Genomic DNA, 14,941 nt, shown 5'->3' with positions numbered 1-14,941 from the left:
TCCCCTGTGGGGGGGGGTTTTTTTTTTGTGGGGGGGGGGGGGGGGGGGGGGGGGGGGGGGGGGGCGCGCCCCCCCCCCCCCCCCCCGGAACAGCACCCCCCACCCACCCGCACCGAACCCCCCGCAATGCCCCCACCCCACCCCCCACGAACCACCCTTTCGGTGCACAGCGAAAGGGCCCTCCAGCCCCCACCATGGGCACCAGGAACACCCGCCCGCCCTCCGCAAAGGAGCCCTCATTGACCCCACGCACTCGTGACGCAGCGCCCCGCCGCTACCTGATGTGCCCCCCGGAGCACTTCAGGGTCACGTACTCCATCAACCCCTGGATGGACCCCGCCAAGCCCGTCGAACTCCCCCTGGCCCTCGCCCAGTGGGAGGACCTCCGCGACCGCTACCTCGCGCTCGGCCACACCGTCGAGCTGCTCGACCCCCGCCCGGGCCTGCCCGACATGGTCTTCGCCGCCAACGGCGCGACCGTGGTCGACGGCCGCGTCCTGGGCGCCCGCTTCGCCTACGCCGAGCGCACCCTGGAGGCGGAGGCCCACCGCGACTGGTTCCACGCCCACGGCTTCCCCGAGATCCACGAGCCCGAGCACGTCAACGAGGGCGAGGGCGACTTCGCCGTCACGTCCTCCTGGACCCTCGCGGGACGCGGCTTCCGCTCGACCTCCGCCGCCCACGACGAGGCGCAGGAGTTCTTCGGCCGCCCGGTCGTCGGCCTGGACCTGGTCGACCCCCGCTACTACCACCTGGACACCGCCCTGGCCGTCCTGGACGACCGCACGGACGAGGTCATGTACTACCCCGGCGCCTTCTCCCCCGGCAGCCGGGCCGTCCTGGCCCGCCTCTTCCCCGACGCGCTGATCGCCGAGGAACCGGACGCGGCGGCCCTCGGCCTCAACGCGGTCAGCGACGGCCGCCACGTCCTGCTGCCGCAAGCGGCCCAGGGCCTCTTCGAGCCGCTCCGCGCCCGCGGCTTCGAACCCATCGGCATGGACCTCGGCGAACTCCTCAAGGGCGGCGGCAGCGTGAAGTGCTGCACCCAGGAACTGCGCCCGGACCTACGACCCGAGCCGCGCACGTAGTCCTACTCAGCACCCGACGGGGGCGGCCACGCGTCGCCCCAGTCGGCGTCCCGCGCCGCCCGGTACAGCTCCCCGTGCCGCTTCTTCGACACGTTCTCCCCTCCCAGGGAGAGCCGCCCGTCGTCGTCCGCCCGGCACAGCTCCAGCATCACGAGCCCCTTGCGGATCTGCGGCCTGCGCACGACGCGCGCCCCGGCCGGCACCGCGTCGACGACCTCCGGCCGCACGGCCACCACGTACGCGAACTTCTCGTCCTCGTACGGCAGTGAGCCGCCCTTCACCTTCCGGTGCAGTGAGGACCGGCTGACCCGTGCGGAGAAGTGGCACCAGTCCGTCGGATCGCCCGCGACCGGGCAGGTCCCGCTGTCCGGGCACGGTGCGGCGATCCGCAGCCCCGCCGCCACCAGCCGCTCCCGCGCCGCGAGGATGCGCCGGTACCCGTCGGGCGTCCCGGGCTCGACGAGCACGACGGCCCCCCGCGCGGCCTTCGCCACCTCGTCCACCAGGACGTCCCGGTCGCCCTCCGTCAGCTCCTTCAGCACATACGACACCGTGACGAGATCACTGCTCTCGATCTGGAGCGCCGCTCCGATTCGAGAGCGCTGCCACGCGACGTCGGCCAGCGCAGGCACCCCCGACGCCCGGGCCAGCTCCCGCCCCAGCTCCAGCGCGGGCTCCGCCCAGTCGAGCACGGTGCTCGCCTGCGTCCCCCACGCCTCGCTCACCGCCCAGCTCGCCGCACCGGTCCCCCCGCCCACGTCCACGTGTGTTGCGGGCGCCCACTGAGGGGCAGCCTCCCGCAACGCGCCGAGCGCGGACCGTACCGCCTCGAAGGTCGCGGGCATCCGGTACGCGGCGTAGGCGGCCACGTCGGAGCGGTCCCGCAGCACGGGCGCGTCGGTGGGGGTGGTCCCCCGGTAGTTGGCGATCAGCCGGTCGACGGCCTGCGTCGCCTGCTTGGGCGGCAGCCCGTCGAGCGACCCGGCCAGGGCGGCACGCAGGACATCCGGGAGGGAGAGGGAGTCGTTCACCGAAGAAGTGTAGGGGTCGGAAGCGGAGGCCAAAAAGGGACACGGAGGGACGTGAGGGAACTGCTGCGCATCCAGGGGCAGTTGCATACGCTGACAACCGTTGACCGTTTCTGAAGGCCGTGTGGCGATACGTGCGTACGGGCGTTTGCGCGCCCCGCACCGCCGTCGTGCGGCGCGCACGGATGCCGGGGGGTATGGGGATGGGGCAGCGCATCGGGATCGTACGGATGGCACTGGTGGCCGGGGCGGCGGTACTGGCCCTGCTGCTGCTCCTGGCCATGTGCGGCGGAGGGGACAAGGGCAAGAACGCCGGCGCGCAGAAGGCCGGGGGCACGGCGTCGGCGGCCCCGCAGCGCAAGGCCGCCCCGACGCTTCCCCGGCTGGCCACCCCGACGGCGTACGACACGCAGCGCGGCTGGCGGATCACCGGCGGTTCGGCGGACTACGCGGTCTCCCAGGAACCGGCCCTGGTCGCACACCTCGAACGCGTCGGCACGGACCGTTTCGTGGTCCGCGCCTACGACGCGCGCACGGGCAAGCCGTCCTGGGCGGGCAAGCCGTGGCGGCCGCTGTCCGACCCGGCCCACTTCCCCCGGCTGCTGCCCCTCCAGGACGGCGACGACCGCTTCTTCGTCACGTGGTCCTACGGCAAGGTCAGCGGCCCGGACGCGCTGTCGACGGGGGACTCGGTGGTCGCCCTGGACGTGTACGACGCGCGGGACGGCACCCAGCGCCATGTGGACCTCCCCTGGCAGGGCACCCCGGTCGTCTCCGCCACCGGCCCCGACATCCTCGTCACGGACGGCGCGGCCACCGCCACCACCGTCGACCCGCAGACCGGCCGCACCACCTCCCTCTCCCCGAAGGACCTCGCGCCCCCGAAGGGCTGCAAGAACTGCCGCTCCCAGACCGAGGTGCGCGGCCTCACCAGCAAGGGCCTCCTGGTCAGCGGCAGCAGGGAGTTCTGGGTCCGGGGCGGCTGGTACAGCGCGAAGGTCGCCCCGCGCGACACGGCCCCCGCCTCGGGCGTCCCGACCTCCCTGACCCCCTCCGGCCACATCCTCGCCAAGTGGCAGAAGAAGAAGCCCGACGGCTGGGACCGCTGGGCGGTGCACGACGCGGCGACGGGCAAGGTCCTCGCCACGGTCGACTGCCGCAAACCGGCCATCGAACCCGGCACCTACCCGCAGGCCGTCACCTCGCCCTCCGGCGACTACCTGGTCGCGGGCAACCTGGCCTTCGATCTGCGCCAACCGGCCCCCAAGGGCGCGAAGACGGGCCACTGCCTCCAGGAGCGCGAGGGCGTCAAACCGGTCACCCTCACCTCGGTCACCAACGAGGGCATCGCGTACGGAACCACCTCCACCACCTCCGGCGGCGGCACTCCGGTCGAACTCCCCCTCGCCACGGCCACCCCCTCCGCCCTCCCCGACACCACGCTCCTCCCGGAGGCGGAGGTGGCGAACATCGGCCTGTTCCGCACGGCCGACCGCCAGGACCGCCCCCAACTCATCGGCTACGCCCGCCACTGACCCCGTACGAACGGGCCGTCCCCGTACGAGCGGGCCGACCCCGTACGAGCGGGATATCCGCCCAACCCCTGGCGCCCGGCCCCCAACTCCTCCACTCTGAGCGGATGTTGCTGCCGAGCGCACACGAGCAGACCGAGCTGGTCGAGATCGTCCGCATCACCCCGGACGCGAACGACCCGCTCCCCAAGACCATGGCGGGCGAGGAAACCGCCCTCTGGGAGGCCGCGGAGGCCCGATCCGCCTTCGCCCTGATCTCCGCCCTGCCGGGCAGCCAGCCCGGCCAGACCTTCCTCCCGGGCTGGGGCCTGCGCGCCCACGGCCCGCGAGGCCTCCTCTTCGAGATCGCCTTCTCCTACGACTGCCACGCGGCCCGGATCTGGGGCCCCTCCGTCCCCCACAAACAAGAGGGCCTCTACCCCTTCGATCCCACCAGCCCCCCGGCCCAATCCCTCCTGGACCTCTTCCGTTCCACGACCTAGGGGCGCTGGGCGCCCCGTCAGGGGCGCGGGGCTGTTTCGATATGCGGCTCCACCGCGCGGGCGCGACCAGCACGCTCGCCACCGCCAAGGAGCGCCCCGTCAGGGGCGCGGGGAACTGCGCGACCAGCCACGACGCACCCGCACGGAACCGTGCAATTGCCCCGCGGGTTTAGGTGAAGGGGTGGGGCTGGGGACCCCCTGCCCAGTCAGCCCGGGGCCGCACGCCCACCATCGGCCCGGGCCGCCTGGCCCACACCCACCCACGACGCCGGGCCCCCGGCCCCACACCCCCGCCCCCCACCGCCAGTGGAGCGCGCCTAAACGTCCCCCACCCGCCGCCACGGCCTGCACAACCCCAGAAACAACCCCCCCGCCAGCACAGCGCAAGCGACCTGTACGACGGCCATCGGCACCGCCGTCCGCTCCCCCGCGATCCCCACCAGCGGCGAAGCCACCGCCCCGACCAGGAACGACGACGTCCCGAGCAGCGCCGAAGCCGACCCCGCCGCGTGCGGCGTCCGCATCAGGGCCTGGGTGTTGGTGCTCGGCATGATGAGCCCCATCGCCGACATCAGCACAAAGAGCCCGGCCGCGACCGGCCACAGCCCGACCTTCCCGAACACCCCCGACGTCATGAGCAGCAGCGCCACCGCCGCCACCAGGACGACCGCCAGCCCGACCCCGAGCACCTTGTCCAGCCGGACCCGCCCGACCAGCAGCTTCCCGTTGATCTGCCCCACGACGATCAGCCCCACCGAGTTCACGCCGAACAGCAGGCTGAACGTCTGCGGCGAAGCCCCGTAAATCTCCTGCACCACAAAGGGCGACGCCGAGATGTACGCGAACAGCACCGCGAAGGCGAGCCCGCCGGTGAGCATGTACCCGGTGAAGACCCGGTCCGCCAGCAGCCCCTTCATGGTCCGCAGTGCCGCGCCCACGCCACCGGTGTGCCTGCGCTCCGGCGGCAGCGTCTCGTGCAGCCACTTCCAGACCACGAACGTCAGCACGACCCCCACCCCGGTCAGTACATAGAAGACGCCCCGCCAGTCGGTGATCCTGAGCACCTGCCCGCCGATCACGGGCGCGATCACCGGAGCCACCCCGGAGATCAGCATCAGCGTCGCGAAGAACCTCGCCATCTCGACACCGTCGTACAGGTCGCGGACCACCGCCCGCGCGATGACGATGCCCGCCGCACCGGCGAGCCCCTGGAGCAGCCGGAAGGCGACCAGCATCTCCACGTTCGGCGCGAGTGCGCACATCGCGGTGGCGATGACGTACACGAGCATGCCGATGAGCAGCGGACGCCGCCGCCCCAGCTTGTCGCTGAGCGGCCCGACGACGAGCTGGCCGAGCGCCATGCCCGCGAGGCACGCGGTGAGCGTGAGCTGCACGGTCGCGGCGGGCGACCGCAGCGCGTCGGTGACCTCGGGCAGGGCGGGGAGGTACATGTCCATGGACAGCGGCGGCAGCGCGGTGAGCCCGCCGAGCACGAGCGTGACCAGCAGACTGGTCCGCCGCACACCGGCGGAACCGGAAGCGGACGCGGCAGACGCGGAAGCGGACCCGGCAGGCACGGAAGCAGACCCGGCAGACGCAGAAGCAGCGACAACGGGCCCCGGAACCCCGGCCCCCGCCGTCGCCGCGGTGGCCGACTCGACCGCCGCCGTCACCTCCGCGCCCGCCGAGGGTATGTGGTCCTGTCCCGCTGCTTCCGCAGCCTTGGCGCCGCTGTCCGGCATCATCACTCCCATTTCGTTGAATCCCGACCTATGCTCTCAGCTCGTCCGGAGTGATCGGAACAAACGTTCGCCGCAGGTGACAGCGACAACGGCAGCGACGCAGCGGCACCCCGCGCGACGCAACGAAGGGCGGCACCCATGCACACCCGGGACACCCCGGACACCCCCGTCCGCTGGGGAATCCTCGCCACCGGCGACATCGCCTCGGCGTTCACGGCGGAGCTGACGAAGATGCCGGACGCCCACGTGGCGGCGGTCGCCTCCCGCACCGAGGCCCGCGCCAAGACCTTCGCGGACCGCTTCGCCATCCCGAAGGCGTACGGAAACTGGGCGGACCTGGCGGCCGACGACGACATCGACATCGTCTACGTCGCCGCCCCGCACTCCGCCCACCACGCCGCCGCCGGACTCTGCCTGGCGGCGGGCCGCAACGTCCTCTGCGAGAAGTCCTTCACCCTCAACGCGGCCGAGGCCGCCGACCTGATCGCCCTGGCCCGCACCCACGACCGCTTCCTCATGGAAGCCATGTGGATGTACTGCAACCCCCTGGTCCGGCGCCTGGCCGCCCTGGTCCGCGACGGCGCGATCGGCGAGGTCCGCACGGTCCACGCGGACTTCGGCCTCCCCGGCCCGTTCGCCCCGGCCCACCGGCTGCGCGACCCCGCCCAGGGCGGCGGTGCCCTGCTGGACCTGGGCGTCTACCCGGTGTCCTTCGCCCACCTCCTGCTGGGCGAGCCCGACACCGTACGGGCGACCGCACTCCTGTCCCCCGAGGGCGTGGACCTCAACACCGGCATCCTCCTCGGCTGGCAGGACCGGGGCGCCCTGGCCACCCTGACCTGCTCCATCACTGCGGGCACCCCGGTCACCGCGTCCGTCACCGGCACGAAGGGCCGCATCGACGTCCCGCACGGTTTCTTCTATCCGGAGCGCTTCACCCTGCACCGGTACGGCCAGGACCCCGAGGAGTTCGTCGCCGCCCCCGACGCCCCGCACGACAGCCTGCGCCACGAGGCGGCGGAGGTGATGCGCTGCCTGCGCGCGGGCGAACGGGAGTCCCCGCTGGTCCCCCTGGCCGGGAGCCTGGCGGTGATGCGGACGCTCGACGCGGTACGCGACCGCATCGGCGTCCGCTACCCCGGCGAAACCACCGAGACCGGCAAGCCCTGGACCGAACACCCCTAGACCGGCTTCAGCCCCGGATTCCCCGCCTCCGTCACCAGCGACGCCACCGTCGTGACCGGCGCCCCGGGCGTCGTCACCGCAGCCACTGTCCGGAAGTCGGCCCGCGCCTGCTTCTCCGTGAGGGAGACGAGGGCGTAGCCGCGCCGCCCGTTGTAGTGCTTCATGTGCGGGTTGGCGCCGGTCAAGCGCTCCCAGTCGGCGGGCTTGTCGGCGCCGTCCTTGCCGCTCGCGATCGAGGTGGTGACGATCTCGGTGCCGAGGGTCCGCGAGGCGGGGTCCCGGAAGTCCTTCTTGATGTCGAGTCCGTACGAGACGTGGACGTCGCCCGTGAGGACCAGGAGGTTCTCGACCCCCGCCGACTCGACCCCGGCGAGCACGCGCTCGCGCGACGCCGGGTAGCCGTCCCAGGAGTCCATGCTCAGCTTGAAGTCGGGTGTGGACCGGTTCCTCCGCTCGGCGAACGTCACCTGCTGCGGCACGACGTTCCACACGGGCCTGGGCCCGCCCGGGTTGCGCCACCCGTCGATCAGCCACCGCTCCTGCGCGGCCCCGGTCATGGTCCGCCTCGGGTCCTCGGACTCGGGTCCGGGGGTCTGCCACCCGTCCCCGTACGCCTGGTCGGAGCGGTACTGGCGGGTGTCGAGGATGTCGAACTGGGCGAGCCGCCCGAACCGCAGCCGCCGGTAGAGCCGCATGTCGGGGCCGGTGGGCTGCTGCGGGGCGCGCAGCGGCTGGTTCTCCCAGTAGGCGCGGTAGGCGGCGGCCCGGCGCAGCAGGAACTCCTCCGGCGGCACGTCGTTCTCGGGAGTGTCGCCCGCGTAGTTGTTCTCCGTCTCGTGGTCGTCCCACGTCACCACGAACGGGTGCGCGGCGTGCGCGGCCCGCAGATCGGGGTCCGTCTTGTAGAGGGCGTACCGCAGTCGGTAGTCCTCCAGCGTCACGGTCTCCCGGTTGAAGTGCGCGGGCAGCCGCCGGTCGGTGTACTTCCGCTCGCCGCCGACCGCGTTCACCGCGTACTCGTACAGGTAGTCCCCGAGGTGGAACACGACGTCGACGTCCTCGCCCGCGAGGTGGCGGTAGGCGGTGAAGTAGCCGTCGTGGTACGCCTGGCAGGACACGACCCCCATGCGCAGAGCGGCAGTTCGCGCGCCCCGCCCGGGCGCGGTCCGCGTCCGCCCCACCGGGCTGATCCACTTCCCGGTCCGGAAGCGGTAGTAGAAGACCCGCCCCTCGCCGAGCCCCGTCACCTCCGCGTGCACGCTGTGGTGGAACTCCGGGTGGGCGACGACGCTCCCGCGCCGCACCACCCTGCGGAAGCGCTCGTCGCCCGCGACCTCCCACTCCACCCGCACCCGCTGCCGCGGCAGACCGCTGTCGCTCTCGTACGGTCTGGGGGCCAGCCGCGTCCACAGCAGGACGGAGCCGGGGGCGGGGTCGCCGGAGGCCACGCCCAGCGTGAAGGGGTCCTCGGTGATGCGCCGGGCGTCGAGGTCCCCGGCGGGGGCGGCGTGGGCCTGGGGGAGGTTGGTGGCGAAGGCGAGGGTCGCGGCGGCACCGGCGACGGTCAGGAAGCGGCGGCGGCCGTGCACCAACTGGCGGGCGGCGGCACGGAGTTCGGGTGCATGCGTCTGCGTGGGGCTCGTCATGAGGGGCACTCCAGTACCCCGGAGCGGCCCCCTCTTGTCGCGTACACGTCCACCACATGACGGACAGATGAGTTCCTGTGCGCCGGAGGTGACTACCCTCCCTGCCCATGAGACTTCAGAAGATCGCGGTCGTCACAGGAGCAGGCTCGGGCATCGGCCGGGCGGTGGCGGTCGAACTGGCCGCGTCCGGCTGGTCGGTCGCCCTCGCGGGCCGCCGCGCGGAGCCCCTCGCCGAGACGGCGGAGCTGGCGGGCGGCGACACCCTGCCCGTCCCCACGGACGTCTCCGACCCCGCGTCCGTCACGGCGCTCTTCGCCGCCGTCCAGGACCACTACGGCCGCCTGGACCTGCTCTTCAACAACGCGGGCACCTTCGGCCCCGGCGGCACCCCCACCGAGGACCTCTCCCCCGCCGACTGGCAGGCGGTCGTCAACGTGAACATCACGGGCGCCTTCCTGTGCGCACAGGCGGCCTACCGCCGGATGAAGTCCCAGTCCCCCCGGGGCGGCCGCATCATCAACAACGGCTCGATCTCCGCCCACGCCCCCCGCCCGCACTCCATCGCGTACACGACCACCAAGCACGCGATGACGGGCCTGACCAAGTCCCTCTCCCTGGACGGCCGTCCGTACGACATCGCGGTGGGCCAGATCGACATCGGCAACGCGGCCACCGACATGACCGAACGCATGCGGACCGGCATCCTCCAGGCCAACGGCGAACTGGCCGTGGAACCGGTCATGGACGTGGCGGACGTGGCCCGCACGGTGCGCCACATGGCGGACCTCCCCCTGTCCGCCAACATCCCCTTCGCGACGGTGATGGCGACGAACATGCCGTACGTGGGCCGCGGCTGACACACGTCAGGGGCACGGGCCCACGACGCGCGGCCCGTACCCCTGCCTGCCTTCCCGGCGAGGCCCTACGCCTGCCCGGTCTCGAACCGGCTGACCTTCCCCCCGTCCACCACAAACCGCCAGGCGGTCCGCATGGTCCCCCACGTGTTGTTCCGGTAGTCCACGACGAGCGCGAGCCCGCCGTCCGCCTCCGAGGCGACGTCCATGTGCCCGCCCGACGAGAAGATCTCCCGCTCGACCCAGTCGGCGACGTCCCGGTCGCTCCCGTCGTCGGACATGGTCACGCCGGGCGCGAGCAGCGCGTCGAACGCGCTCCGGTCCCCGGCGTTCACGGCGGTGACGAACGCCCGCACGGTGGGCTCACTGAGCTGGTCAACGGACACGGCCATGGCACGCTCCTCCTCACTCGCCCCGGACGGACGCCGGGCCTCCCACCCTGCCCCGCCTCCCCCACCCCCGCACCCCGACGCCCGCCCTACCGCCCCTGAGCTGGGGAAACGTACCCGAACCAGCCCTCGGTCTCCTCCTGCCCGAGCACCCGCTCCAGCACCAGGCCACCAGGGATCGCGGGGAAGTACCGCCCGGCCGGCCAGCTCCGCCGGTACGGCGGCGGGTCGAGCACGAGCACCCGGGCCCCGCCCACCACCGGAATGTCCGCCGGATTCCCCTCGTTCCACACGGTCACACCGTCCGCCCCGACGAACTCGAAGGACCCGTACGTCAGGACCTGCCCCTCGACGTCCCGGCACACGGCGACCGCCTCCGCCGACGGCACCTCCCCGGCCAGGTGCCCGCCGCCGATCAGGGCCTCGGCCAGGAGCGTGTGCAGCTGGAAGTTGTCCCCGATCCCCCCGATCCGTACGAGAAACCCGGCCCGCGTCGTCCGGTCCAGCACCACGACCGGCTCCTCGTCCAGCACCCGCAGCGCGTACACGAGCCCCTTGAACGGCCACCCGGACACCTGCCCGACCCGCGCGAGCAACCCCTCCAACTCCCGCTTGTACGAAGCCCGCTGCCGCCCCCGCACATCCCCCAGGACCGCGAAGGCCGCCATCTGCCACTGCGGGACCGTCCACCACGCGATGGCCTCGGCGAACCCGAACCGCTCGACGACGTCGTCCCCCGGCCCCTGCGGATGCTCCTCCGGGTCGGGGAAATCCCCGCCCCCGCTCTCCTCCCACCGCGCGCAGAACTCCAGCACGTCCTCGAAGACCGCCCGCATCCCCGCGAACACCCCCGGCGCACACGCCCCGGGATCGGCCCCCCGCTCGACACAGGCCCCCACGACCACGGCGATCACGCCCCGCATCCCGTCGGGCGCACCGGTCAGCGTCCCCGCCAGCCGGGGCCCGCCCTCCCGGACCTCCTCGGCCCCCGCACCGCCGAACGCTCCCCGTATCGCGTCGAAGGCGGCTCCGGTCGCCTCGGGATCCCGCGCGGCGACGGCCGCCTCGAACTCCCCGACCGCACGGACGAATTCCCCACCCACACCGCTTGATCCCAACGTCATCCGCGCACCCTACAAACCCGCACCGACAGCCCTGCGGGCAGCCCCGTGCGGGGAGGGGAAGGGGGAAGAGCGGCAGACGAGTCGGGCTGTACGCCGGGTTCTGTCGCCCGGTCGCCTCGCGGCGGCCGGGGAGACGGCCATCCATCTAGGACCGGCGTTGCCACCGGTCTCGTGCGGTCTACCCGCGAACATCGGGCGAGCAGCCCTCAAGCGTCCGCGCAGGACCGTCTTCCGACGGTCCCTCTTGACCTTGCTCCGGGTGGGGTTTACCTAGCCGCCTGAGTCGCCTCAGGCGCTGGTGGTCTCTTACACCACCGTTTCACCCTTACCGAGGGCCTTGCGGCCCCAGGCGGTCTGTTTTCTGTGGCACTGTCCCGCGAGTCACCCCGGGTGGCCGTTAGCCACCACCCTGCCCTGTGGAGCCCGGACGTTCCTCGGGAGGCTCCCGAAGGAACCCCACGCGGCCGTCCGCCCGGCTCGTCTGCCGTGCCGACCATGCTACCCGCAGGGAGGATCACGCTTGACCTTGCCGCAGCGTCAAGGTTTCTACTGGGGGCATGAACAGGAGCACGGGCAGGGGCATGCGGATCGGGGAGGTCGCCGCGCTGGTCGGGGTGACCCCGCGCGCGGTGCGGCACTACCACCACGTCGGGCTGCTGCCCGAGCCCGTCCGGCGGCCCAACGGGTACCGCGAGTACGGGCTGCGGGACGCCGTCGTGCTGGCCCGGATCAGGCGGCTGACCGAGCTGGGGCTCGGGCTGGACGAGGTGCGGGACGTCGTACGGGACGACGCCGGGCGCGAACTGGTCGAGGTGCTCGGCGAGCTGGACGCCGACCTGGCCCGGCAGGAGGCGCAGATCCGGGCCCGACGGGGGCGGATCGGGGCGTTGCTGGCGCAGGCGGAGGCCGGGGAGCTGACGGCGGAGGGGCCGGTGTCGGAGGAACTGGGCGCACTGCTGAAGGAGCTTCCGGTGTTCTCCGGCGGCATGGCGGCCAAGGACCGCGAGATCCTCACGCTGCTGGAGACCGTGTCGCCGGACGCGGTGCGGGGCGAGCTGCTGGGGGCGATGCGGGACGCGTTCGTGTCGACACCGGGGGCGGCGGAGCGGGTGCGGGAGGTGTACGCGCTGCTGGACGCCCTGGTGGACGCGGCGGCCGACGACCCCCGGGTGGAGGAGGCGGCGACGGCACTGGCCGCGTGCATCCCGGACGGGCTGTGGGAGCCGGGAGCGGTCCCGGACGCGGGCGAACCCTTCCTCCAGGCGTTCTTCGCGGAGTTCTCCCCCGCCCAGTCCGAGGCCGTACCGCGGGCCATGCGCATTGTCGAAGAACGGGAGGGGTCATGAAGAAGGTGGTCAGAGGGGTCGCGTACGCCGTGCTCCCGGGAGAGGTGGCACTGCTGGTCTGCCTGCTGGCGGGCGTGCGGGTGCCCGGCTACGTACTGCTGGCGGCCGAGGTGCTCGTGCTGTCGGTCGTACTCGCCGAGGTCGTGCTCTTCGTACGGCTGCGGAGGCAGGGCCTGTCGGCGCGCGAGGCGGTGCGGGAGCTGGTGCCGGAGCCGGTGCGGCGGATGCTGGGCCACGAGCTGCGGGTGCTGGCGTCGCTCGGGCGGTGGGCGGCCCGGCGCAGGCACGGGGTGGGGCCGGGGGATCTGGCCTTCAGCCATGCGAAGGCGCAGGCGGCGCTGCTGTACGGGTTCACGTTCGTGTGCGTGGTGGAGACGGTGGGGCTGCATGTGCTGCTGGCCGGGGTGCCGGTGCTGCAGGCCGCCTTCCTGGTGCTGGACGTCTACACGGTCGTACTGATCCTGGGGCTGCACGCCGCCGCCGTGACCCGCCCGCACGTCGTGCGGGCGGACGGCGGGCTGCGGGTGCGGTCCGGGGCGCACGTGGACCTGGCGATCGGGGCCGAGCAGATCGATTCCGTACGGTACGACCTGCGGCTGAACCCCGGGCAGGCCGGGGACGACGTACTGGAGCTGGCGGTGGCCTCGCAGACCTCCGTGACCGTACGGCTGAACTCGCCCGTGGAGGCGGTGTCGCTGCTCGGCAGGCGGCGGCCGGTGACGACCGTGCACTTCCACGCGGACGACGCACGGGCGCTGGTGGCGGCGGTCGCGGCGATCAGGCGGGAGCGAACAGAACCTTCGCCGAGCCCGGGTCTGCCTGCGTCAGCCTGACCCGGATGCGCTCGCCCAGCGGCAGGTTGCCGCCGCCCTCCACGCGGGCGATGACGGCGAGGTCGGCACTGTCCAACTGGACGGTGCCGACGGTCGGTTCACGGTCCTTCACGTCCACGACGTGCGCGTCGAACAGCTCCCCGACCCGGTCCTTGAGCAGGGCGGCCTCCACGATGTCGACGCACTCGCGCTCGACGGTGTTCTGCCGCCGGGTGCCCTCCGCCATCTCCTTGGGCAGCTCGGGCAGCGCCGCCATCACCCACTCCGGGGGCTCCTCCCCCGCCACGGCGGCCAGGCACAGCTCGCCCGCGTACCGGTCGACCAGGCGGCGCAGGGGTGCGGTGCAGTGGGTGTACGGGGCGGCCACGGCGGCGTGGATCGCCTGCTCGGGGACCTCCCCGCCGGTGAACACGGTGTACCCGGCGCCCCGCAGCAGGGTCGTGCACTCCTGGAGGAAGGCGGCGTGGGCGGGGTCCGCCGGGTCGAGGCCGCGCACGACGTCGGCGTACGAGGTGTGGTGCGGCCAGTCGATGTGCAGGGCGCGGGCGGTACGCCGCAGCCGGGCGACGGCGCCGTCGGGGGCGGCGGGGAGGGTGCGCAGAATGCCGTTGCCCGCCTTCCTCATCAGCTCGGCGGCGGCCATTCCGGTGAGGAGGGAGATCTGGGCGTTCCACCCGTCGGCGGGCAGCGGGGTCCGGTAGGCGAGCCGGTACGCGCCGTCGGCGAGCTCGATCTCCTGCTCGGGGACGTTGAGGGAGATGCCGCCCCGGGCCCGCTCCTGCTCCTCGCGGAGCCGTCCGATGTCGCGGAGGAGGGCGAGGGGCTCCTCGGCCTTACCGCTGTCGATCTGCTGCTGCACCCCTTCGTAGTCGAGCTTGGCGCGGCTGCGGACGAGGGCACGGCGGACGTCGGTGGCGACGGCGGCCCCGTCGGCGTCGAGGTCGATCCGCCACAGGAGGGCGGGGCAGGTCTGGTCGGGCAGCAGGCTGGCGGCGCCCTCGGACAGCGTCCGCGGGTGCAGCGGAACCTTCTCGTCGGGGAAGTACAGGGTCGTCACCCGGCGGTGCGCCTCGGCGTCGAGGGCCCCGCCGGGGGTAACGAAGGCAGCCACGTCCGCGATGGCGTAGTGCACACGGAACCCTCCCCCCTCCCTCCGGGCCAGGTGCATGGCCTGGTCGAGGTCGGTGGAGGTGGGCGGGTCGATGGTGAAGAGGGGGAGGTCGGTGGCGTCGTACGGGTCCGGGGGCAGGGCGGGCTGCCGGGCGGCCCGTTCGGCCTCGGCCAGGACGTCGGCCGGGAACTCCTCCGGGTCCAGGGGTACGTCCAGACTCGCCCGCACGTCGCGGAAGGCGGCACGGAGGGGGGCGGCGTCGGCGGTGCCGGTCACGTGGATATGGCGGCGGGGCATGGGTTGAGGGTAGGGCGGGGGTGGGGGGTTTGCGCGGTGGGCGCGGCGGGCGCGGTGCGGGGTGATCGGCACCCGGTGCCGGGGCGGGTCGCTGCGCGGGGCCCGAGTCGGGTCGGCACCCGGTGCCGGGGCGGGTTTCTCCCCTCCCCACCCCTTCCCGTAACCCTGCGGGGCTGGTCGTGGCTGGGGTTTTGCGCAGTTCCCCGCGCCCCTGAAAGGGGCGCGGGGAACTGCGCGAGCAACCCACCACAAGCCGCGCGGCCGAGCGCTTTAGGTGAAGGGGC

Annotated in this window: 13 protein-coding genes and 1 other RNA gene; 7 read left to right on the top strand and 7 right to left on the bottom strand. The window is 73.1% G+C overall.

Features of this window, described 5'->3' with window-relative positions:
• The first annotated feature begins 194 nt into the window (after positions 1 to 194).
• Positions 195 to 1,088, top strand: a complete 894-nt coding sequence (ddaH, locus tag ACIO3O_RS40690) for a dimethylargininase (RefSeq protein WP_401755364.1) — start codon at positions 195 to 197, stop codon at positions 1,086 to 1,088.
• A 2-nt stretch (positions 1,089 to 1,090) separates the two neighbouring features.
• Here ddaH and ACIO3O_RS40685 read toward each other — a convergent pair whose 3' ends face one another.
• Positions 1,091 to 2,119: a small ribosomal subunit Rsm22 family protein gene (locus tag ACIO3O_RS40685; protein WP_401755361.1), complete on the bottom strand. Its 1,029-nt coding sequence runs from the start codon at positions 2,117 to 2,119 to the stop codon at positions 1,091 to 1,093.
• Positions 2,120 to 2,319: 200 nt separating this feature from the next.
• Between ACIO3O_RS40685 and ACIO3O_RS40680 the strand changes: the two genes are divergently transcribed.
• Positions 2,320 to 3,651 (top strand): hypothetical protein, encoded by a 1,332-nt coding sequence (locus ACIO3O_RS40680; RefSeq protein WP_401755358.1) that lies wholly within the window; start codon positions 2,320 to 2,322, stop codon positions 3,649 to 3,651.
• Between the two features lie 104 nt (positions 3,652 to 3,755).
• Positions 3,756 to 4,130, top strand: coding sequence for a hypothetical protein (locus ACIO3O_RS40675; RefSeq protein ID WP_401755356.1), 375 nt, complete (start codon positions 3,756 to 3,758; stop codon positions 4,128 to 4,130).
• A 317-nt stretch (positions 4,131 to 4,447) separates the two neighbouring features.
• On the opposite strand, the gene ACIO3O_RS40670 is transcribed toward ACIO3O_RS40675, so the two are convergent.
• The gene (locus tag ACIO3O_RS40670) at positions 4,448 to 5,872 is read right to left on the bottom strand and encodes a Bcr/CflA family multidrug efflux MFS transporter (RefSeq protein ID WP_401755490.1); all 1,425 of its coding nucleotides are present in this window, start codon (positions 5,870 to 5,872) and stop codon (positions 4,448 to 4,450) included.
• Positions 5,873 to 6,010: 138 nt separating this feature from the next.
• Between ACIO3O_RS40670 and ACIO3O_RS40665 the strand changes: the two genes are divergently transcribed.
• Positions 6,011 to 7,057, top strand: a complete 1,047-nt coding sequence (locus ACIO3O_RS40665) for a Gfo/Idh/MocA family protein (protein WP_401755353.1) — start codon at positions 6,011 to 6,013, stop codon at positions 7,055 to 7,057.
• Here ACIO3O_RS40665 and ACIO3O_RS40660 read toward each other — a convergent pair.
• Positions 7,054 to 8,703 (bottom strand): alkaline phosphatase D family protein, encoded by a 1,650-nt coding sequence (locus ACIO3O_RS40660; RefSeq protein WP_401755351.1) that lies wholly within the window; start codon positions 8,701 to 8,703, stop codon positions 7,054 to 7,056. The two genes, ACIO3O_RS40665 and ACIO3O_RS40660, sit on opposite strands and share 4 nt — an antisense overlap.
• A gap of 107 nt (positions 8,704 to 8,810) precedes the next feature.
• Between ACIO3O_RS40660 and ACIO3O_RS40655 the strand changes: the two genes are divergently transcribed.
• On the top strand, positions 8,811 to 9,560 hold the full coding sequence (locus ACIO3O_RS40655) for an SDR family oxidoreductase (protein WP_401755348.1): 750 nt from the start codon (positions 8,811 to 8,813) through the stop codon (positions 9,558 to 9,560).
• A gap of 65 nt (positions 9,561 to 9,625) precedes the next feature.
• Here ACIO3O_RS40655 and ACIO3O_RS40650 read toward each other — a convergent pair whose 3' ends face one another.
• From ACIO3O_RS40650 to rnpB, 3 genes are all read right to left on the bottom strand, one after another.
• Positions 9,626 to 9,949: a nuclear transport factor 2 family protein gene (locus ACIO3O_RS40650; protein ID WP_401755345.1), complete on the bottom strand. Its 324-nt coding sequence runs from the start codon at positions 9,947 to 9,949 to the stop codon at positions 9,626 to 9,628.
• Positions 9,950 to 10,035: 86 nt separating this feature from the next.
• On the bottom strand, positions 10,036 to 11,070 hold the full coding sequence (locus tag ACIO3O_RS40645; protein WP_401755342.1) for a hypothetical protein: 1,035 nt from the start codon (positions 11,068 to 11,070) through the stop codon (positions 10,036 to 10,038).
• Between the two features lie 73 nt (positions 11,071 to 11,143).
• An RNA gene (gene rnpB / locus ACIO3O_RS40640) (RNase P RNA component class A) lies at positions 11,144 to 11,550 on the bottom strand.
• Between the two features lie 101 nt (positions 11,551 to 11,651).
• On the opposite strand from rnpB, the gene ACIO3O_RS40635 reads away from it, so the two are divergent.
• Together ACIO3O_RS40635 and ACIO3O_RS40630 are read left to right on the top strand one after the other, a co-directional pair.
• Positions 11,652 to 12,416 (top strand): MerR family transcriptional regulator, encoded by a 765-nt coding sequence (locus tag ACIO3O_RS40635; protein ID WP_401755487.1) that lies wholly within the window; start codon positions 11,652 to 11,654, stop codon positions 12,414 to 12,416.
• Entirely contained in the window at positions 12,413 to 13,249 is an 837-nt protein-coding gene (locus ACIO3O_RS40630) for a hypothetical protein (RefSeq protein ID WP_401755339.1), read from the top strand. The genes ACIO3O_RS40635 and ACIO3O_RS40630 overlap by 4 nt, the downstream gene beginning before the upstream one ends.
• On the opposite strand, the gene ACIO3O_RS40625 is transcribed toward ACIO3O_RS40630, so the two are convergent.
• On the bottom strand, positions 13,194 to 14,657 hold the full coding sequence (locus ACIO3O_RS40625) for an RNB domain-containing ribonuclease (protein ID WP_401755336.1): 1,464 nt from the start codon (positions 14,655 to 14,657) through the stop codon (positions 13,194 to 13,196). The genes ACIO3O_RS40630 and ACIO3O_RS40625 overlap by 56 nt on opposite strands.
• Positions 14,658 to 14,941 lie beyond the last annotated feature (284 nt).

Source organism: Streptomyces sp. NPDC087440 (assembly GCF_044744005.1).
Taxonomy (GTDB): Bacteria; Actinomycetota; Actinomycetes; order Streptomycetales; family Streptomycetaceae; genus Streptomyces.
This window is presented reverse-complemented; position numbering and strand designations above follow the sequence as displayed.

Coding starts and splice junctions, on each gene's coding strand:
- ddaH (WP_401755364.1), top strand. CDS start 195: ATGGGCACCAGGAACACCCGCCCGCCCTCCGCAAAGGAGCCCTCATTG.
- ACIO3O_RS40680 (WP_401755358.1), top strand. CDS start 2,320: ATGGGGCAGCGCATCGGGATCGTACGGATGGCACTGGTGGCCGGGGCG.
- ACIO3O_RS40675 (WP_401755356.1), top strand. CDS start 3,756: ATGTTGCTGCCGAGCGCACACGAGCAGACCGAGCTGGTCGAGATCGTC.
- ACIO3O_RS40650 (WP_401755345.1), bottom strand. CDS start 9,949: ATGGCCGTGTCCGTTGACCAGCTCAGTGAGCCCACCGTGCGGGCGTTC.
- ACIO3O_RS40645 (WP_401755342.1), bottom strand. CDS start 11,070: ATGACGTTGGGATCAAGCGGTGTGGGTGGGGAATTCGTCCGTGCGGTC.
- ACIO3O_RS40670 (WP_401755490.1), bottom strand. CDS start 5,872: ATGCCGGACAGCGGCGCCAAGGCTGCGGAAGCAGCGGGACAGGACCAC.
- ACIO3O_RS40625 (WP_401755336.1), bottom strand. CDS start 14,657: ATGCCCCGCCGCCATATCCACGTGACCGGCACCGCCGACGCCGCCCCC.
- ACIO3O_RS40635 (WP_401755487.1), top strand. CDS start 11,652: ATGCGGATCGGGGAGGTCGCCGCGCTGGTCGGGGTGACCCCGCGCGCG.
- ACIO3O_RS40630 (WP_401755339.1), top strand. CDS start 12,413: ATGAAGAAGGTGGTCAGAGGGGTCGCGTACGCCGTGCTCCCGGGAGAG.
- ACIO3O_RS40660 (WP_401755351.1), bottom strand. CDS start 8,703: ATGACGAGCCCCACGCAGACGCATGCACCCGAACTCCGTGCCGCCGCC.
- ACIO3O_RS40665 (WP_401755353.1), top strand. CDS start 6,011: ATGCACACCCGGGACACCCCGGACACCCCCGTCCGCTGGGGAATCCTC.
- ACIO3O_RS40655 (WP_401755348.1), top strand. CDS start 8,811: ATGAGACTTCAGAAGATCGCGGTCGTCACAGGAGCAGGCTCGGGCATC.